Source organism: Imbroritus primus (genome assembly GCF_964332355.1).
In the GTDB taxonomy this organism is placed as follows: Bacteria; Pseudomonadota; Gammaproteobacteria; order Burkholderiales; family Burkholderiaceae; genus Imbroritus; species Imbroritus primus.
In genome coordinates, this window is the sequence record NZ_OZ201293.1 from 297,266 (window position 1) to 316,159 (window position 18,894).

Genomic DNA, 18,894 nt, shown 5'->3' on the forward strand with positions numbered 1-18,894 from the left:
AGTCGGCAACCGGCGATCATCGGCGCGCATCCAATGTGGGTATCGCGGAAACCCGGCGTGTTTCCTCATGATACGGCGCGATGGCGATCCTGGCGGATAATAGCCCTTTTGCCGGTACCGTGCTGTCATGTCCTTTCACCGTTTCTTCGCATCGACCCGCTGCCGCGCCGTGGCGGGACTTGCCCTGCTGGCCGCACTGGCAGCCTGTTCCCCCAAGTTCGACTGGCGTAGCCTGCATTCCAATGAGGGCGGCTACGTGGCCCTGTATCCCGGCAAGCCGAGCGCCGCATCCCGGCCAGTCGACATTGGCGGCAAGCGCATGCCCATGACCATGGAAGCGGCGCGTGTCGACGACACGCTGTTCGCCGTTGGCGTGGTGCAACTGGATGCTGATACGCCAGAAGCGCGGCGCGCGGCACTCGAGGCCATGCAGGCCGGTCTGTTCGCCAATCTCGGCAGCCGTGAGGCCAGTGCACCCGAGGTGAAGGAAATCGTGGTGCAATCGGCGGCGACGCCGCCTGTCCCGCTGCCCGGCGTGCAGATCCGCGTGAGCGGCGTGTCGGCGCAGGACAATACGCCACGACGCCTGACCGCACGGCTGGTCGCGCATGGCACGCGCGCCTATCAGGCGGTCGTGCTGGAGGCCGGCAAGACACAGCAGGATCCGGCATTCGAGGAGCATATCGACCAGTTCCTGCAGGGTTTCCATCCGTACTGACAGGCGGCTCCTGAACGCAGCGATGGCGTGGGCAGCATGACATGGCTGGGAGCCGCAAGCGTTACCACGCGCCTGTGGATTGCCGGGCCCGTTTTCCGCTAAGCTGTGCGGATCCATCAGGGAGACATGCATGAGCGCGAGCGTATGGTTGGCCTATTTTGCAGCGTGCTGGGTGATCGCCATTTCGCCCGGCTCGGGCGCGGTGCTGTCGATGAGCCACGGACTGTCGTACGGCTTGCGGCAGACGTCGGCTACCATTCTTGGCCTGCAGGCCGGACTGGTGTTCATCCTGCTGGTCGCCGGCGGCGGACTTGGCGCGTTGTTGCTGGCCTCCGAAACCGCCTTCATGATCGTCAAGATCGTCGGTGCGCTCTATCTCATCTATCTTGGAATCCAGCAATGGCGTGCACCGGTCCATGCCGGGCCGGAAGCCACGGTGCGCGTTGCGCCGATGTCGGCGCGACGGCGTTTCCTGATTGGCCTCTTGACCAATGCCACCAATCCCAAGGGCATCATCTTCATGGTGGCGGTCCTGCCGCAGTTCATCAATCCCAATCGCCCGCTGGCACTGCAGCTGCTCATCCTCGCGGTGACGATGTGCGCGGTCGACCTGGTGGTGATGCACAGCTATGCCTTGCTGGCCTCGCGCCTGCAGCGCTTCTTCCGCAACGTCCGCGCCATGCGCATCCAGAACCGCGTGTTTGGCAGCGTGCTGATGGGGGTCGGCGCGGCGCTGTTCTTTATCAAGCGCCAGCCTGGCTGATCGCCTCGCGTCGCTTCACGCAACCGCAGCCTGTTCCGCGAGCCTGAAGCGCGCTACATCACCAGCCAGATCACCGGCCTGACGGTGCAGTAGCGCCGCGGCATGCGCCACGGTTTCAACCAGCGCAGCATTCTGTTGGGTAGTGCCGTGCATGTCGGTGACCAGTGTGCTGAGCGTACCGACACGGTCGGCCTGCGCCTGGCAGGTGGCGCGCATCTCCAGCGCCAGTCCGTGGCTCGATTGCACGGTCGAGGTGATGCGCTCCATCGCGGTATGCGCTTCGTGGGCCAGGCGCGCGCCATCAGCGATGCGTGCAGTCGAGGCGTGGATCACCCGCTGGATATCCTTGGCAGCGGTCGCGCTGCGTTGCGAGAGCGCGCGCACTTCATTGGCCACCACCGCGAAACCGTTGCCGTGTGCGCCCGCACGTGCGGCCTCGACGGCTGCATTGAGCGCGAGCAGATTGGTCTGGAAGGCAATACCTTCGATTTTGGCGACGATCTCCACGATATCGCGCGACTGCGCGTGCACGCGTGTCATCGTATCCGCCATCTGGCGCACCACGGCATGTCCATCGTGCGCGACGGTCAGGGCATTGCCGGAGATGTCGGCGACGGTTTCCGCATTGGACGCCAGTTCACGCACGCCGTCGGCGAGCACCGCCATGCTGGCCGATGCCTGATGCAATGCCGCGGCTTGCCGTTCGGTGCGCGATGCCAGGTCGCGGTTGCCGCTGGCGATCTCTTCCGAGGCGGTCAGCAGGGCGTCCGACGAATGGCGGATGCGGCGCACGATATCCGCCAGGCAGCGCCGCATCTGCGCGAGGAAGTACATCACGCTGTGCGTGTCGCGCGGGTGCAGGGCGACGCCCTGCGTCAGGTTGCCCGCCGCGATGTGGTTGGCGATGGCTGAAGCCTCATGCAGCTCGCCACCGAGCGCGCGCGCCATGTGCCGGGCACACAACCACGCCAGGATGGAGGCGGCGCACAGGCTTGCGGCCAGCAGCCCGATCATGATGGCCTGGGCGATGGACTGTTGCCGTGCCGCTGCGGCCAGCGTCAGATTGGCGCCGGCTTCCTGTGCCGCCTTGCGCTGGTGCGCAATCGTGGCCAGCGCATCGAGCGCAGCGGAGACAAAGTGGCCTTCCACCGAGACGCTGCTGTCGAACAGCAATGGATCGAACGGCTGCGCCTTGACCAGCGCGACATAGCGTTGCAGCACATCGCCAGCTTCCTGACGCGCCTTGGCCAATGGCGCCGCGGCTGCCTCACCGGCTGCCGTTCGCAGCGTCTCGATGGCGGCGTCGAGCTTCGCCAGATGCGTACCGATGGCGCTGTTCGCGGCATCGCGCTCCTCGCCGCTGGTGCCCGCCACCAGCTGCAGCTGCGCGCGGCCCAGGCTGGCGATGGCGGATTGCGCGCGTTCGGCAGCCAGTGCGCCGGCCATGTCGTGGTGGTGCAAGCGATCGGTCATGCGTCGCACTTCGATCAGGCTGACGATGCCGGTGATCGCGACCACGGCGCCAAAGATATAGATCAGGGCGAATGCGAGCCAGAGACGATGCGCCACTCGCAGGCGCTTGAGCCAATGCATGAAAGTCCTTTCATCGAAAATGCGGAGGCACCTTGCAGTGCCTGCAGCCTTACGACGAAAGCGACGTGGAACTTGAATTTGTCACGAAAGATTCACACGGCATGGCGCGCCTGCCGGCCATGGGTGCGTTTGGCTGGCGCATTCAGTCCGGAGGTGCGCGGCGGGTGGTGCTGAGGGATTTCAGCAGCAACTGCTCGAACTGTTCGGCCGGTAGCGGCGGGCTGAGGAAATAGCCCTGGTAGGAATGGCAGCCATACTCGGCTAGCAGGTCGCGTTGCTCGGCCGACTCCACGCCTTCGGCGATCACGCTTAGTCCCAGGTTGTGCGCGAGGCCGACGATGGTGCGGGCGATGATGGCGCTGTGCGAATCGGTCAGGATGTCGCGCACGAACGAGCGGTCGATCTTCAGCTCGTCGAGCGGCAGGCGGTTGAGATACGACAGCGAGGAGTAGCCTGTGCCGAAATCGTCGAGCGAGAAGCTTACGCCAATCGACTTGAGTGCATCCATATTGCGGATGACGTGCTCGGTCTCGTCCATGAGCACGCTTTCGGTCAGCTCCAGCTTGAGCGAGCTGAGGTTGGTGCCGCAGCGGCACAGGATGGCAAGCACCTGGCCCACGAATTCCGGATGGCGGATCTGCCGGCCGCTGACGTTGACCGATACCGCAAGATGGGCGCTGTCCTCGTGCGTACTCCAGGTCGCCAGCTGTTCGCAGGCCGCCTCGAGCACCCAGCGCCCGAGTGGCAGGATCAGGCCGGTGTCTTCGGCCAGCGTGATGAAGTCCGCTGGCGTGAGCAGCCCGAGTCGTGGATGACGCCAGCGCACCAGCGCTTCCGCACCGATGATGCGACCTTCCGCGTTCATCTGGGGCTGGTAGTACAGCACCATCTCGTCGCGATTGAGGGCATCGCGCAGTTCGCTCTCCATGGTGGCGCGCGCGGTCAGCAGCGCATGCAGCTCCGGGTCATGGAAACGTACGCCGTCGCGGCCTTCGGCCTTGGCGCCATACAGGGCGGCTTCCGCCCGGCCGATGACTTCCTGCGGCGAGTCCTTGCGACCGCCGAACAGCGTCACGCCGATGCTGGCGGTACTGAGGTAGCGATGCTCGCCCAACTGGAACGGCTGGCGCAGCGTGGACATGATCTTCTCGGCGACGATCTTGGCCTGGGCGCCGGCTGTGTGCGTCGAGGTATTCAGGTCGTCGATGACGACGGCGAACCGGTCGCCGTCGAGATGCGCCACCACGTCGCGCTCGCGCAGGCAACCGGACAGGCGCAGCGCCACGAGCTGGATCATGAAATCGCCGGCATCGAGCCCATGCACGTCATTGAGCGTGCGGAAATGATCCAGGTCGACCAGCAGAAGCGCATGCATGGTGGACTTGCGGTGGTCCTGCAACAATTGCTTGAGCCGCATGATCATGCGCTGCCTGTCAGGCAGCGGCGTCAGCGCGCCGGGGAGGCTGTCCGGCACGCTGGCGGGCGTACGGGCGCGTGAGGCGCGCGCCGCCAGCCCCGCATGCTCGAGTTCGGCGGAGGCGCGGCCGGCAAAGAATTCCAGTTTGGCGGCGCTGAACAGGGACTGGCGCAGGGGCGCCCGGTACAGCGCGACGAGCATACCGATGGGTGCGCCCGCCGAGTCGAGTAGCGCGTGACCGAGGCACGATGCGGCCCCGATGCGGGCAATGACAGGGTCGTTGGGGTAATGGACAGCAGCGTTTTCAGGCGTGACCACCTCGCTGGCCGTCATCAGTCCGGCGCATGGCGTGCTGTCGACGTCGAAGGTCAGCTCTTCCAGGAAGGTACGGTCGGCGATGGCCGCCAGCGTATGGGCGGCCCCGGGGGAGCCCGGCACGAGCCGGGCCAGATAGCCCGCGTCGGCACGCAGCGCCTGCACCATGTTTTTCACGGTCTGTTCGAAGATCCCGACACCGTTGCCCGGTGTCGCGGTGCTGCCTGCCATAGTTGCCCAGTAGTGATGCTCCGTGCTCATTGTGGGCCGCTACTGCGCCTCCGTCAATTCCCGCGCATATTCGCGGAAGCTGAGGTCGAGCGGGGGCGGGATGACAGGTGCCGTAGGGGCGGGAAAGACAGCGAGCGTATCGACATAGGTGTCACTGCTGCGGAACGTAAAAGCGAAATGCGGCGTGCACGATTGGCCAACCTGCGCACCGAACGCCATGATGACCTGCGCGTAGTTCGGCTTGCGGCGCTTCGTCGGGGCATGGGTCATTGCACAGTAGGCGTGCACGGGTTCCAGATCGTGGAGGGGAGCGGGTCGGTCGGGATCGTCCGGCTCGGTCTGGAAGAAGCTGTTGCCTGGATAGTGGTGCGTTTCGAGCCAGCCTTCAGACTCGAAGAGGGTGCGAATGGCGCTGACCGAGAACGGCAGGATGCCGCGCGCAAACGTGCCGTGAAAACACACGGAGGCGATAGTTTCCAGCGTCTGGCGCAACTGGCCGGGCGAAGCCTGGCATACCAGCAGGCCGGGCGGACGACGCATGAGCGGCTCACCGATGTTGATGAACAATTCAAAGGCGCCGGTACGGCCGCGCATGCGCAGCCGCATGGCATCGCGCAGGGTGTTGGGGTCGTTGAACAAGTAAATGACGAGCGACGGCACGGTCGCGCCCCGACCCACCCGCCATTCGACCAGGCCGTCGAAGGTGTCGAGGCGGGCTGCCAGCATTTCGATCGCGTGCCGGTCGCCGGGTGCCGCGCAAAGTGAAATGTAGAACATGCAGTTCGCCACCTCTGACATGCCGGGCACGAGCCGGCACGCGCATGTCGCGCGCCGGCCTCGTGACGGGGCAACTGTCAAATATCCACCCCGGATAGGACATCCGGGAACGTTGTCTACCTGATCGTCTTGTTGCGGCGGGGCGTCCGGCACCGAGGCCGAGCGCATCCCGTCCGCAAGATGGCACGGGGTGCAGCATGGTCTCCGTATAACGCGTGGACGCCAGCGGCGCACCTCACGACTGCGCGTGTGACACGAGCAGTTATTTATTTTTACATCTGATATTAGCGAATGTTAATCACGCGCCGCCGCTTTGCCTGCCACCCTGAAGAGGGGCGGCGGCAGAAGGGAGTGCGATGCCGGCGTGAGGCCGGGGTGCATGGCCGGGTACCCGGCGTGTCGGCGCGGCCATCGGCCGCAATCAGGCCAGCGAGTCCGTGAGGATGCTGATTTCTTGCGCGGTGGCCTGCAGGGCGGGCACGATGTGTTCCTCGATGTGCGCCACCGTCCACGGTGTGCCGATCGAGCTGACATTCAGGCCAATTGTCGGTCCGCTGCCGCGAGAAGGCAAGGCAATGCCGACGCCGAATAGCCCGGCTACCAGTTCGCTGTTGGCAAAACTCCAGCCGCGCTGGCGGATCAGGACCAGTTCCGCGCGCAGCGACTGGCGGTCGGCCACGGTATACGGCGATGCCTTGGGGAGCGCCCCGGCAGGCAGGTGGTCCGCCAGTTCGGTTTCCGGTAGCTGCGCGAGCAGCGCTCGCCCGAGCGAATGCGCATAGGCCGGCAAACGGTCGCCAGCGCGCAGGTCGAGCTTAATGGGGCGCTCGGCTTCGACGCGGTCGACGAACAGGACATCGGGGCCTGCCAGCACGCCGATGGCGGCTGCCACGTGCAGTTCGCGCGCGAGCTTTTGCAGATACGGGCGGACGGCGCCGGACAGTCCCAGCGAGCGGAAATACCGGTAACCCAGCTCCAGCGCCTTTGGCGTCAGCTCGAAATACCGTTCCTGCTGCTGCAGGTAACCCAGCTCGGTCAGGGTCAGGAGGATGCGGCGCGCGGCCGCCCGGGTCACCCCCAGTAGTTCCGCAGCCGACTGGATGGTGGTCGAGCGGGTCTGCGCGTCGAAGCTGCTCAGCAGCCGCAGGCCGTTCGCCAGGGCGTCGAGGAATTCCCGTTTTCCTTCGCTGCCTTCACCGCCATGTGGTTCTTTTGCCATTAATACAGCGCCCTTCGGCGTGGTTGCATCGTTCTCATCCTGTGTCGAGCGCCCATTGTAGCGTGGGCGAAAGGCCTCGCGTCGCCCAGTCGCATGCTGATGTTTGCGATGGAGCAATCACTTCTTTTGCGGCGTTCGCACGCCAGACATGACGTCGATATCGGTAGCCGCGATTAGACATTGACAGCTTTCGATATCGCCCCTATAGTTTTTTGGCGAACAATTGTTCGCTAATTGCTAGCCATTCTACTACTGGAGACAGTCATGCAGGTTTTGCCGTTGTCTGGCAGCTTTGGGATCGAAGTGCGCGATATCGATTTGTCGCGCAATTTCACGGAGGCTGAGTTTGATGTCATCCACCGGCTGTTCGTCGATCACAAGCTGGTCTGTTTCAAGGATCAATCCTTGTCGGCGGCGGATCAGATCGCCTTCAGTCGGCGTTTCGGCCCGCTGGAGGTGCATGTGCTGACGCAGTACAACCACCCAGACTATCCGGAGATTTTCCGCCTGTCGAACCGGGTCGTGGATGGCAAGCCCATGGGAATCTCGGATGGCGGCTCATACTGGCACTCCGACTTGGCCTTCCAGGTGCAACCGGCCAAGGCGACGATCCTGAATGCCCTGGAAATTCCGTCCGAAGGCGGCGATACACTTTTCATCGATATGGAAGCGGCCTACAACGCGCTGTCGGATGAATGGAAGGCGCGCCTCGAGGGCTTGCGCGCCATCCACCGGTATCGCCCCCGCGCGACAACGGATGGGCAGACCACGCAAGTCAAGATGACCGAGGAGCAGAAGCAGAAGACCCCGGACGTCGACCACCCCCTGATCCGTACCAATCCGGATACCGGACGCAAGGCCATCTTCGCGCATCCAGGCATGACGGTCGAGGTCGTGGGGCTGGACAAGGCGGAGAGTGACGAGATCCTCGAATTCCTGTTTGCCCACACGATCCAGCCGCAGTTCCGCTACGATTTCTGCTGGTCGCCCGGCGATGTGGTGATGTGGGACAACCGTTCCACCATGCACAGCGCCACCACGCGCGACCTGCCGGCCGGGCAGCACCGTACGCTGTACCGCACGACGGTGCAGGGCGAACGCCCGATCTGAGCATGCACGCGGCAACCAAAACGGCCGGCACCTGCGCCGTTCCCGACTTCCGGCTGGCGGACGGCACGGCTGTGCCGCTGCGCCTGGCGTATACCTGCCATGGGCCGGCGGCCGGCCGGACCTTCCTGTTGCTGCATGGTTATACGGGGAGCCATTTCGCCCTCGATGCCACGCCGCGTGCGGCCGATTCCGGGTGGGCTGCCGCCTGGGCCGGAGATGGCAAGGCGCTGGATACGCGTCATGACCGCATCATCACCGTTAACCTGCCCGGGTCGTCGTACGGTTCCGAATGGTCGGGTGGCGAAGCCAGCTACGCGACGGTCAAAGCGATGGCCGGTGCCATCGACGCTCTGCTCGCGCAGCTTGGTGTCGCGCATCTCAGCGGTGTGATCGGCTATTCCTTTGGCGGTTACGTGGCACTTCAGCTGAAGTCGGACTACCCGGCACGGGTCGGACACGTCCTGGCGCTGTGCACGGCCACGCAAGGGCGTGGTGATGCGGCCGATGTGGATGCCATGCGCCGGCTCGACAGCGTGGACAAGCGCTATGCCTTCCGCGTCGCCACGCTGATGAAGGCCGGGCTGGCGGAGTGGGCAGACGATCATGGCGACGCTGCGCTACAGGATCAGCTGGCGGCCGTCCGGCGCTGGGCCGGGGAGTACTCGGCCGCCTCGCTGTGGCGCCTGCGCGCCGCCGCGGTGACGTTTGCCGTCGCTGGCTGCCCGCCGGATACCACCATGCTCTACGCTTCGTCCGATACTCTTTTTCCCCCGCCGGCGGGCACGCCGTCGGACCGTATCGTCGAGACACGCTACGGCCATCAGGCCCTGGTTCTGGACCCGGCGCCGTGGATCGCACCGGTCGCGCGCTGGGTAGAACGCTGCCCCCATACAGATATCAACACTACAGAGGTAGAAAACACATGAACCGCAAACTGTTCCTGGCGACCCTCGCCGCCTGCGTGCTGGGGGCCGCGCCGCTCAGCAATGCGCTTGCCCAGTCTGACAAATGGCCCACCAAGCCGGTCCGTATCGTCGTCGCCTATCCGCCTGGCGGCGCGACCGACACCCAGGCGCGCCTGGTTGCCAAGCAGCTCACGGAGCGTTGGGGTCAGACCGTCATCGTGGACAACAAGCCGGGCGGCAATACCATCATCGCCACCGATGCGGTCGCCAAGGCGCCAGCCGACGGCCATACCCTGCTGCTGACCGCCATGCCGTACGTGCTCAATCCGTTCATCATGGAAAAGCTGCCGTACGATACCAATAAGGACCTGACGCCGGTCACCGTCCTGACGACCATTCCCAATATCCTGGTAGCGCATCCGGATGTTGGCGTGAAGAACGTCCAGGAACTGATCCGCAAGGCCAAGTCCGCACCTGGCTCCATCGCCTTCGGTTCGACTGGGACGGCCACGTCCACTCACCTGTCGGGCGAGCTGTTCGCCAGCATGACGGGTACGCAGCTCAACCACGTGCCATACAAGGGCAGCGCTCCTGCACACCAGGATCTACTGGCTGGCCGCATCGCCATCATGTTCGACAACGGCGCGCTGCAGCATGTCAAGGCTGGCAAGCTGATCCCCCTGGGCGTGACCTCCAGCAAGCGCTTGCCGTGGCTGCCGGACGTTCCGACCGTGGCGGAGCAGGGACTCGCCGGCTATGAGACAGTGGCGTGGTATGGCGTGTTCGCCCCGGCCGCGACGCCGAAGGAGGTGGTCGAGAAGATCGCTGCCGATATCACCTGGGCGATCCGCTCGCCGGAATCCGCGCCCGCGCTGCTCACGATGGGCGCGAACGCAGGCGGCGGCACACCCGCCGAATTCCGCCAGTACCTGAATGCCGAAAGCAAGCGCTGGGGCAAGCTGGTCAAGGAGCGCGGCATCAAGGTGGATTGAGGCTGCAGTGCTGCGGAGCTTGGTCCGCACGCACCGCAGCGGTGATCAAAAAAGGCGCAGTCCATCGAACTGCGCGTGGACGCCGCCGGCTTTGCCGGCGGCGTTGTCGTTTCTGCCGTTGGCATGGGTGCGTCTGCCATGCGGGATCTCGCATGCTCGCGTCGGAGGGGGAGCTGCGCCCTTGTGTCTTTGCGTCCTCGCGCGTCCGCATGGTGCAGGCGCGTGCCCGGCTACCCCGACACGCTGCCGAGCGCACGCCGGTACTGGATCGCTTCCGCGGCATGCTGCACATGGATCGTAGGACTGGCGGCCAGGTCGGCAATCGTCCGCCCGAGCTTCAGGATGCGGTAATACGCGCGCGCTGACCAGCCCAGGCGCGCCATCGCCTGGCGCAGCATGGTCTCGGCTTCTGGTTCGAGCGGGCAATGGCGTGTGAGCGCGGCGCCCTGCAGGTCGGCGTTGGCGCAACCCTGGCGGGTCTGCTGCAGCTGTCGTGCCGCGGCGATGCGTGCAGCCATGCTCGCAGTCGATTCGCCAGGCGGGCCGTCGAGCAGGTCATCATGACGTTGTGCAGGCACTTCGATCTGCACGTCGATGCGATCGAGCAGCGGGCCTGAGATCCTGCTCTGGTAGCGGCGTACCTGCTCGGGCGTACAGGCGCACGGCCGCAGCGCGTGCCCAAGATACCCGCAGGGACAGGGATTCATCGCGGCCACCAGCTGGAAGCGTGCCGGGAATTCCGCTTGCCGCGCGGCGCGTGAGATCGTGATGCGTCCCGACTCGATTGGCTCGCGCAGTACTTCAAGGGCGTGCCGGTCGAACTCCGGCAACTCGTCGAGGAACAGCACGCCATGGTGGGCCAGCGAAATCTCGCCGGGACGCGGTACATTGCCGCCACCGACCAGCGCCACACCCGATGCCGTGTGGTGTGGCGCACGAAACGGGCGCACGCGCCAGCATGCCGGATCGAAGCCACCTGTGCCAAGGCTGCGGATGGCGGCGGCTTCCAGCGCTTCGTGCTCTTCCATGGGGGGCAGCAATGCCGGAAAACGCTGGGCGAGCATCGACTTGCCGCTGCCAGGCGGGCCGACCAGCAGCACCGAATGCTGCCCCGCCGCGGCGACCTCCATGGCGCGCCGCGCCGGTGCCTGGCCGCGCACATCGGCCATGTCGGGCAGGCTGGCAGCGATGGCGGACGGACATGGCGCGGCAACCGGCAGATGATCTTCGGGAGCGGCCCGCGCCGTGGCGGAAAGATGTGCGCAGACGGCCAGCAGGGTCGTGGCAGGACGCACATCGACACCGGTCACCAGCGCCGCTTCCGCGGCATTGCCGGCGGGCAGGATGAAGGAGCGTCCCTCGGCGGCGCGGCGCATCGCCAGGGTCATGGCCAGTGCACCGCGGATTGGCCGCAGGTCGCCGGTCAGCGAGAGTTCTCCCGCAAATTCATAGGCATCGAGTGCATCCGCTGGCAACTGGCCGCTGGCAGCGAGGATGCCAAGCGCAATAGGCAGGTCGAAGCGGCCGGACTCCTTGGGCAGGTCGGCCGGCGCGAGATTGACCGTGATGCGGCGGGCAGGGAATTCAAAGCGGCTGTTGAGGATGGCGGCGCGGACCCGGTCACGGCTCTCGCGCACGCCGGCATCGGGCAGACCCACGATGGTAAAGGCGGGCAGGCCATTGGCGAGATGCACCTCCACCATGACGGGCGGCGCATCGATGCCAGCCAGCCCCCGGCTGCGCACCAGGGCGAGGCTCATGCGCTGGCCGGAACGCGCAGCGGGAATGCCGCCGCAGGGCGGGCCGGCACAGGGCGCATAGGCCGCATCAGGGCGCGTTGCCCGGTGACCCGGGCGTGCTGTATGAGTTCGGGCCCTCGAGTGCGGCGACACGCGCTTCGAGTTCATCGAGGCGAAGGCGCGCACGGGCGAGGAGCTGCTGCTGCACGTCGAATTCCTCGCGCGTGACCAGGCCGGATTTCTGGAACATCTGCTGGGTCACGGCCTGAATATTCTTTTCCAGATCCTTGGCTGGCGAGTTCTTGATGAGTTCACTGACTTTGGACTGCAGCTCGGTGATGAAATCGGTCGGGTTCATACAACACTCCTTGGTTTGCACACATGCAGTGCGCGGCTGCGGCTTGTGGTGAATGTTCGTGCTGCATTTTGGTGCGATCACGGAACGGTGCACGGGCGTGGCGCGCGCGACGGCGGTCCGGTGCATCGGCCTGCCGTCTGCCTGCCATTATCTCCGTTCTCCCGCTCCTGCGTAAGTCGTTGGCCCGGCTTTAACAACAATTGACGCCATTCGGCACGATTTCCCGGAAAACCAATGCCGATGCGCCTGTGCTGGCGCCTGTCGGGGACGTTCGGCTGCGCTCCGTCATCCCTCTGGCGGACGCTGGCATGACTGTTGCGATACCTGAGCAACCGTTTGTTACAACCTGCCCCCATCGCTGCATTTGCCCCATAAAGGAGTCTCGAATGAAAAAGCTGGCCGCCACGATTGGTTTCACGGCGCTCGTCGCCACGGGTCTTCCTGCCTTTGCGCAATCCGCGCCGGCACCGGAGTCGCCGCATACCTTCTCGGCCAATGTCACGCTGGCCTCTGAATACCGTTTCCGCGGGATCATGCAAACCAACCGCAAGCCCGCCCTGCAGGGCGGCTTCGATTACGCGCATGCCAGCGGCTTCTATATCGGTAACTGGAACTCGACCATCAGCTGGCTCTCGGATGGCAACTCGGACATCTCGAGCGCGCTCGAAATGGATTTCTATGCGGGCTACAAGGGGCAGATCGCCGACAACGTGAGCTATGACGTGGGCGTATTGCAGTACTACTACCCGGGCAGCTATCCGGCCGGCTTCAACAAGGCGGATACCACCGAGCTGTATGCCTCGGTGGGCTACGGTCCGGTGGCGCTGAAGTATTCGCATGCGGTGACCGATACCTTTGGTTTCAACGATAGCCGCAACAGCTACTACGTGGAGCTGAACGGCAACTTCGATACCGGCTTCTGGGGACTCACCGTGAACACGCATGTTGGTTACCAGAAGATCAAGAATGTCACGGATGCGTCCTACACCGACTGGAAGATCGGCCTCACCAAGGATCTTGGCGCCGGCTTCTCGGGCGCGCTGGCGTATGTCGACACGAATGCCAAGAAAGCGGTCTACACCAATGCGTTCGGCCGCTACACCGGCAAGGCGGCCGTGGTCGCCACTTTGACCAAAACGTTCTGACATTGAGCAGGCATGAGCGGGCGGCGTGCTGCCCGCGTTGAGGAGAAATCAGATGAAACTGATCATTGCGGTGATCAAACCGTTCAAGCTGGATGAAGTGCGTGAAGCGCTCTCCGATGTAGGGGTATCCGGCATCACTGTCACCGAAGTCAAGGGCTTTGGTCGCCAGAAGGGGCATACCGAGCTGTATCGCGGCGCGGAATATGTGGTCGATTTCCTGCCCAAGGTGAAGATCGAAGTGGCCGTGCCGGACGACGTCGTGGACCGTGCCATCGAAGCCATCGAGACCGCCGGCCGGACCGGCAAGATCGGCGACGGCAAGATCTTTGTCATGGCGCTCGAACAAGTCATGCGCATCCGCACCGGCGAGACCGGCAGCGACGCGCTGTAATCCCCACGACCAGCGACAACGAGAGGTCAATATGAAATTCTGGTTCAAACGCATGCTGACGGCATGCATGCTGACACTGACGGTGGGTATGGCCGGCCTGTCACTGAGCGCGGCCGCGCAGACGCCGACCGAGGCGTCCGCTCCGGTGGCGGTCGAGGCCGCCGCATCGGCGGCCGCAACCGCTCCTGCAGCTGCAGCTCCCGAGGTAACGGCCACGGTTAACAAGGGCGACGTGGCGTGGATGCTGACTTCCACGATGCTTGTCATCCTGATGGTCGTGCCGGGCCTGGCACTGTTCTACGGCGGCCTGGCGCGCTCAAAGAACATGCTGTCGGTGCTCATGCAGGTGATGGTGGTGTTCTCGCTGATCGTCGTGCTGTGGGCGGTGTATGGCTACAGTCTGGCGTTCGCGGGCGGCAATGCCTTCATCGGGACGTTCGACAAACTATTCCTGTCGGGCGTTACGCTGCAGACGCTGGCCGATACCTTCTCGCCCGATGCCAAGCTGCCGGAGCTCGTATTCGTCGCCTTCCAGTCGACCTTCGCGGGCATCACCTGCGCGCTGATCGTCGGCGCGTTCGCGGAGCGCATCAAGTTCTCGGCCGTGCTGCTGTTCGTCGTCCTGTGGTTCACCTTCTCCTATCTGCCGGTGGCGCATATGGTGTGGAGCAGCACTGGCTATCTGTTTGGCCACGGTGCGCTCGACTTTGCCGGCGGCACGGTGGTGCACATCAACGCAGGTGTCGCGGGTCTGGTGGGTGCATATGTGGTCGGCAAGCGGATCGGCTATGGCCGCGAGTCGATGGCGCCGCACAGCCTCACGCTGACCATGGTAGGTGCCTCGCTGCTGTGGGTGGGCTGGTTCGGCTTCAATGGCGGCTCGGCGCTTGAAGCCAACGCGACCGCAGCTCTGGCCTTCATCAACACCATCATGGCGACCGCTACCGCAGTGCTGTCGTGGATCGCGGCGGAAGCCGTGCTGAAAGGCAAGGCCTCGATGCTGGGCGCTGCTTCGGGTGCCGTGGCCGGCCTCGTGGCGATTACCCCGGCGGCTGGCACGGTAGGTGTGATGGGCTCTATCGCGCTGGGCCTCATCGCGGGGCCGGTGTGCCTGTGGGGTGTCACCGGCCTGAAGAAGATGCTCAATGTCGATGATTCGTTCGATGTGTTCGGTGTCCACGGTGTCGGCGGTATCGTCGGGGCGATCCTGACGGGTGTGTTCACCGCGCCATCGCTCGGTGGCACGGGCGCGGCCGATTTCTCGATCGCCAGTCAGGTCGTGACGCAGGCACTTGGCGTGGGCATCACCATCATCTGGTCGGGCGTAGTGTCGTTCATCGCCTTCATGCTGATCAAGACGCTGGTCGGTCTGCGCGTCCCCGAGGATGCCGAGCGCGAAGGTCTCGATATCGCATCGCATGGCGAGTCCGCGTACCACATGTAAGTCACTGCAGTCAGTCAACTGAAGCGTTCAGGAGCATTGGGCAGCGAACCGCAGGGTTCGCTGCTTTTTTTTGGGATCAAGTTTGCTTGATATCTGATCTAAAAAAACTTCAGTGGCTTTTTAAGTGGGGATTGAGTAACTTTCATCTGGGCAGTTTGTTGATCTCCTCCTGTACGCCTTGACGACTGGGGCGCCACAGACAGATCATTCCAAAGCGCGGCGTTGTCCGCGCTTTTTTTTTGCCCGGTTTGCCGGGCGTACTCAGTCCCTTTGCCCCCGCATGCGATGCGCACAACGCCACATGTTGTGCGGCCCCCGGACGTTGCTGCTTCTAGTGTCCGCTTTCTTCCTGCCATTTTTCCCGTCTTCCTCGCCCCGATTTCCAGCCTTCCGGTTGTTGTCATCGCTCTAAAAAGATGACGGCTCCCTTGGGGGCGCGATAACCTTCTGTTCAAGAGGGATATTCCCGTTCTTGTCGCCATGACCGGGCCGTCGCCATTCATGCGCATGTTCAGGTGGCCGGCCGAGCGGGTGCCCCGGGTCGGCCGACTTTCCCCGGTGCGGCGGGTGCCTATGCTTTTTTTGCGGGAAGCCTCTTGTGATCGCCGCCCGGAGCACGATATGCCCAGCCAGGCCTTCAGCGGCCCGCCTGCACGGTATTGGCTGTTCCTCTACAATCGTGGCAGGCGATAAATCCAATCAATAGGAAAGCTATGGTTCCGCACCTGATCACCGCGCTCAACGGCCCTCTGCTCGAGCTCGAACAGAAAATCCTCGACGCAACCCCCGCCATCGAGCGCTGGTTCCGTCTGGAGTGGCAGGAGCATACGCCGCCGTTCTATTGCTCGGTCGATCTGCGCAATGCCGGCTTCAAGCTGGCGCCGGTCGATACCAACCTGTTTCCCGGCGGTTTCAACAACCTTGCGCCGGAAATGCTGCCGCTGGCCGTGCAGGCCGCCATGGCCGCCATCGAGAAGATCTGTCCCGATGCCAAGAACCTTCTGCTGATTCCCGAGCGTCATACCCGCAACACCTTCTATCTGCAGAATATCGCCCGGCTTGCGCTGATCATGCGGCAGGCGGGCCTCCATGTGCGCCTCGGCTCGCTGTCCGAGGATATCAAGGAGCCGACCCCCATTGAATTGCCGGATGGCCAGGTGCTGGTGGTGGAGCCGCTCGAACGGCTCGGCGCCAAAGGGCGCCGCCTCGGCCTCAAGGATTTCGACCCCTGTTCGATCCTGCTCAACAACGATCTTTCCGCCGGCGTGCCGCCGATTCTGGAGAATGTGCACGAGCAGTATCTCCTGCCGCCACTGCATGCCGGCTGGTCGGTGCGGCGCAAGAGCCAGCACTTTGCCGCGTATGACGAGGTTGCCAAGAAGTTTGCCAAGCTGATCGACATCGATCCGTGGATGATCAATCCGTATTTCACGAGCGTGTCCGGCGTCAATTTCCACGAACGCATCGGCGAAGAAGAGCTCGCGCATGCCGTCGAGGCGCAGCTCAAGAAGATCGCCAAGAAGTACCGCGAGTACGGCATCAAGGAAACGCCGTACGTGGTGGTCAAGGCCGACGCCGGTACCTACGGCATGGGCATCATGACGGTGCGCGATCCGGCCGAGATGAAGGGGCTCAACCGCAAGGAGCGGAACAAGATGAGCGTCGGCAAGGAAGGCCTGGAGGTGAGCGACGTTATCATCCAGGAAGGCGTGCATACGTTCGAGAAGATCAACGAGGCCGTGGCCGAGCCGGTGGTCTACATGATCGACCGCTACGTGGTCGGCGGTTTCTATCGCGTGCATACCGGGCGCGCCAACGACGAGAACCTGAACGCGCCGGGCATGCATTTCGTGCCGTTGGCCTTCGAGCCGAACGGCATTCCGGACAGCCATGCCAAGCCGGGCGCGGCGGTGCCGAACCGCTTCTACATGTACGGCGTGGTAGCGCGGCTGGCCTTGCTGGCGGCGTCGCTGGAACTGGAGAAGACCGATCCCAACCCGCTGATCTGACGCCCTTCCATCTGCCCGGAGACCCTCATGCGCATCCTCTTCATTACCGATCCGCTGGAGACATTCACCGTCTACAAGGATTCGACCTACGCGATGATGGTCGAGGCAGTAGGGCGCGGGCATACGCTGTTCGTCTGCCAGCCGTGGCATCTGTCGATGACCGGGCACGCGGTCGAGGCAACGGTGCAGCCGCTGGAGCTGACGGGTGACGACCACGACTGGTACCGCGCTGGCGAGGCTGCGCTCAAGCCGCTGACGGGCTTTGACGCGGTGCTGATGCGCAAGGATCCGCCTTTCGACATGGAGTATGTCACCAGCACCTGGCTGCTCGAGGTGGCGGAGCGCCAGGGTGTCCGCGTCTTCAACAAGCCGCAGGCGATTCGCGATCATTCCGAGAAGCTGGCGATCGCCCAGTTCTCCCAGTTCACGGTGCCGACCCTCGTCACCCGCGATGCCGGCCGCATCCGCCGTTTCCATGCGGAGCAGGGCGACATCATCATCAAGCCGCTCGATGGCATGGGCGGCATGGGCGTGTTCCGCATCGGCCCCGATGGCATGAACCTCGGCTCCGTGATCGAGACGCTCGGCCATAATGGCGCGCGTTCGCTGATGGCACAGCAGTACATCCCCGCGATCCGCGACGGCGACAAGCGCATTCTCCTGATCGGCGGCGCGCCGGTGCCGTACGCCCTGGCACGCGTGCCGCTAGCCGGTGAAGTGCGCGGCAACCTGGCAGCGGGCGGCACGGGGCGCGCCCAGCCGCTGTCGGAGCGCGATGCGCAGATTGCCCAGGCACTTGCGCCGGTGCTCTGGCAGCGCGGCCTGCTGCTGGTCGGCCTGGATGTCATCGGCGACTACCTGACCGAAGTCAATGTGACCAGTCCGACATGTTTTCGCGAGATCACCGCGCAAACCGGCTTCAATGTCGCCGGCATGTTTATCGACGCGCTGGAGCATGCCGTGGCCTGACGCACTGGGCAGACCGGACTGCCAGGGCCGTGCGATTGGCGTGGCGGAAATGCGGCCTGCTACAATCGCTGCATTCCCTCGGAACACTGACATGGCCGGCATCCTGATCATCGCCCACGCTCCACTGGCGTCTGCCCTGCGCGATTGCGCCACCCATGTCTATTGCGGCGCCCCGCAGCGCCTCGAAGCCATCGATGTCCTGCCGGACGCCGAGCCGGCCGCCGTCCTCGAAGCCGGCCGCCGTGCCCTCGATGCCGTCGGCGGCGATGATGGCGTATTGATCCTCACCGATATCTTTGGCGCCACCCCGGCCAACATCGCAGCACGCCTTGCCGATCCCGGACGTGTACGGGTCCTCGCGGGTGTCAACCTGCCGATGCTGGTGCGTGCCATCTGCTATCGTGCCGAGAAGCTTGACCAGCTTGCTGCCAAGGCGCTCGCCGGCGGCGCGCAGGGTGTGCTGCAGATCGGCTCGACCACCGTACAAAACCAAACCACCAACCACCCGGACAACCATGCTGCAGAAGGACATTCCCATCATCAATAAACTCGGCCTGCACGCTCGTGCGTCGGCCAAGCTGACGCAACTGGCCGGCCGATACAAAAGCAGCGTGAAGATGTCGCGCAACGGACGCCAGGTCGATGCCAAGAGCATCATGGGCGTCATGATGCTGGCAGCCGGCATGGGGTCGACGGTGACCTTGCAGATCGATGGACCGGATGAGCAGGACGCCATGGATGCGTTGACGGAGCTGATCAACAATCGCTTCGGCGAAGGCGAGTAATAAGCACAGTACGC

Annotated in this window: 18 protein-coding genes; 12 read left to right on the forward strand and 6 right to left on the reverse strand. The window is 64.2% G+C overall.

All coding sequences use genetic code 11. The annotated features are described in order from the left end of the window. Window positions 1–127: 127 nt before the first annotated feature. Entirely contained in the window at window positions 128–718 is a 591-nt protein-coding gene (locus ACQ3C8_RS01330) for a hypothetical protein (protein ID WP_428852191.1), read from the forward strand. Between the two features lie 130 nt (window positions 719–848). Beyond that, the gene (locus tag ACQ3C8_RS01335; protein WP_428852192.1) at window positions 849–1,481 is read left to right on the forward strand and encodes a LysE family transporter; all 633 of its coding nucleotides are present in this window, start codon (window positions 849–851) and stop codon (window positions 1,479–1,481) included. Between the two features lie 15 nt (window positions 1,482–1,496). Here the strand turns inward: ACQ3C8_RS01335 and ACQ3C8_RS01340 are convergent, their stop codons facing one another. The 4 genes from ACQ3C8_RS01340 to ACQ3C8_RS01355 form a co-directional block, all read right to left on the reverse strand. Beyond that, window positions 1,497–3,074: a methyl-accepting chemotaxis protein gene (locus ACQ3C8_RS01340; RefSeq protein ID WP_428852193.1), complete on the reverse strand. Its 1,578-nt coding sequence runs from the start codon at window positions 3,072–3,074 to the stop codon at window positions 1,497–1,499. A 142-nt stretch (window positions 3,075–3,216) separates the two neighbouring features. Next, window positions 3,217–5,037: a putative bifunctional diguanylate cyclase/phosphodiesterase gene (locus tag ACQ3C8_RS01345; protein WP_428852194.1), complete on the reverse strand. Its 1,821-nt coding sequence runs from the start codon at window positions 5,035–5,037 to the stop codon at window positions 3,217–3,219. Window positions 5,038–5,076: 39 nt separating this feature from the next. Beyond that, a complete protein-coding gene (locus ACQ3C8_RS01350; RefSeq protein ID WP_428852195.1) occupies window positions 5,077–5,814 on the reverse strand; it encodes a hypothetical protein in 738 nt (245 codons plus the stop codon). Window positions 5,815–6,235: 421 nt separating this feature from the next. Beyond that, window positions 6,236–7,033 carry an IclR family transcriptional regulator domain-containing protein gene (locus ACQ3C8_RS01355; RefSeq protein ID WP_428852196.1) on the reverse strand — a complete coding sequence of 266 codons (798 nt, stop codon included), beginning with the start codon at window positions 7,031–7,033 and terminating at the stop codon, window positions 6,236–6,238. A 264-nt stretch (window positions 7,034–7,297) separates the two neighbouring features. Here ACQ3C8_RS01355 and ACQ3C8_RS01360 point away from each other — a divergent pair, with 264 nt between their 5' ends. Genes ACQ3C8_RS01360 through ACQ3C8_RS01370 form a run of 3 tightly spaced genes read left to right on the forward strand, consistent with a single transcriptional unit; the run spans window position 7,298 to window position 10,040 of the window. Continuing rightward, window positions 7,298–8,143 (forward strand): TauD/TfdA dioxygenase family protein, encoded by an 846-nt coding sequence (locus tag ACQ3C8_RS01360; RefSeq protein ID WP_428852197.1) that lies wholly within the window; start codon window positions 7,298–7,300, stop codon window positions 8,141–8,143. Between the two features lie 2 nt (window positions 8,144–8,145). Continuing rightward, the gene (locus ACQ3C8_RS01365) at window positions 8,146–9,069 is read left to right on the forward strand and encodes an alpha/beta fold hydrolase (protein WP_428852198.1); all 924 of its coding nucleotides are present in this window, start codon (window positions 8,146–8,148) and stop codon (window positions 9,067–9,069) included. Continuing rightward, window positions 9,066–10,040, forward strand: a complete 975-nt coding sequence (locus ACQ3C8_RS01370; protein WP_428852199.1) for a Bug family tripartite tricarboxylate transporter substrate binding protein — start codon at window positions 9,066–9,068, stop codon at window positions 10,038–10,040. Before ACQ3C8_RS01365 ends, ACQ3C8_RS01370 begins: the two co-directional genes overlap by 4 nt. Window positions 10,041–10,270: 230 nt before the next feature. Here ACQ3C8_RS01370 and ACQ3C8_RS01375 read toward each other — a convergent pair whose 3' ends face one another. Both ACQ3C8_RS01375 and ACQ3C8_RS01380 read right to left on the reverse strand, forming a co-directional pair. Next, on the reverse strand, window positions 10,271–11,800 hold the full coding sequence (locus tag ACQ3C8_RS01375) for a YifB family Mg chelatase-like AAA ATPase (protein ID WP_428852200.1): 1,530 nt from the start codon (window positions 11,798–11,800) through the stop codon (window positions 10,271–10,273). Window positions 11,801–11,867: 67 nt separating this feature from the next. Next, on the reverse strand, window positions 11,868–12,137 hold the full coding sequence (locus ACQ3C8_RS01380) for an accessory factor UbiK family protein (protein ID WP_009521021.1): 270 nt from the start codon (window positions 12,135–12,137) through the stop codon (window positions 11,868–11,870). A 386-nt stretch (window positions 12,138–12,523) separates the two neighbouring features. Between ACQ3C8_RS01380 and ACQ3C8_RS01385 the strand changes: the two genes are divergently transcribed. The 7 genes from ACQ3C8_RS01385 (at window position 12,524) to ACQ3C8_RS01415 (ending at window position 18,880) form a co-directional block, all read left to right on the forward strand. Next, a complete protein-coding gene (locus ACQ3C8_RS01385; RefSeq protein ID WP_009521022.1) occupies window positions 12,524–13,282 on the forward strand; it encodes a TorF family putative porin in 759 nt (252 codons plus the stop codon). 52 nt (window positions 13,283–13,334) lie between these two features. Then, complete coding sequence (locus tag ACQ3C8_RS01390) at window positions 13,335–13,673, forward strand: P-II family nitrogen regulator (protein WP_009521023.1); 339 nt, start codon at window positions 13,335–13,337, stop codon at window positions 13,671–13,673. Window positions 13,674–13,704: 31 nt separating this feature from the next. Then, window positions 13,705–15,117, forward strand: a complete 1,413-nt coding sequence (locus tag ACQ3C8_RS01395) for an ammonium transporter (protein WP_428852201.1) — start codon at window positions 13,705–13,707, stop codon at window positions 15,115–15,117. Between the two features lie 713 nt (window positions 15,118–15,830). Continuing rightward, the gene (gene gshA, locus ACQ3C8_RS01400; RefSeq protein ID WP_009521025.1) at window positions 15,831–17,126 is read left to right on the forward strand and encodes a glutamate--cysteine ligase; all 1,296 of its coding nucleotides are present in this window, start codon (window positions 15,831–15,833) and stop codon (window positions 17,124–17,126) included. A 27-nt stretch (window positions 17,127–17,153) separates the two neighbouring features. Continuing rightward, window positions 17,154–18,095: a glutathione synthase gene (gene gshB, locus ACQ3C8_RS01405; RefSeq protein ID WP_009521026.1), complete on the forward strand. Its 942-nt coding sequence runs from the start codon at window positions 17,154–17,156 to the stop codon at window positions 18,093–18,095. 91 nt (window positions 18,096–18,186) lie between these two features. After that, window positions 18,187–18,642: a PTS sugar transporter subunit IIA gene (locus ACQ3C8_RS01410; protein ID WP_428852202.1), complete on the forward strand. Its 456-nt coding sequence runs from the start codon at window positions 18,187–18,189 to the stop codon at window positions 18,640–18,642. Then, window positions 18,611–18,880 carry an HPr family phosphocarrier protein gene (locus ACQ3C8_RS01415; protein WP_009521028.1) on the forward strand — a complete coding sequence of 90 codons (270 nt, stop codon included), beginning with the start codon at window positions 18,611–18,613 and terminating at the stop codon, window positions 18,878–18,880. The genes ACQ3C8_RS01410 and ACQ3C8_RS01415 overlap by 32 nt, the downstream gene beginning before the upstream one ends. The last annotated feature ends 14 nt before the right edge of the window (window positions 18,881–18,894 follow it).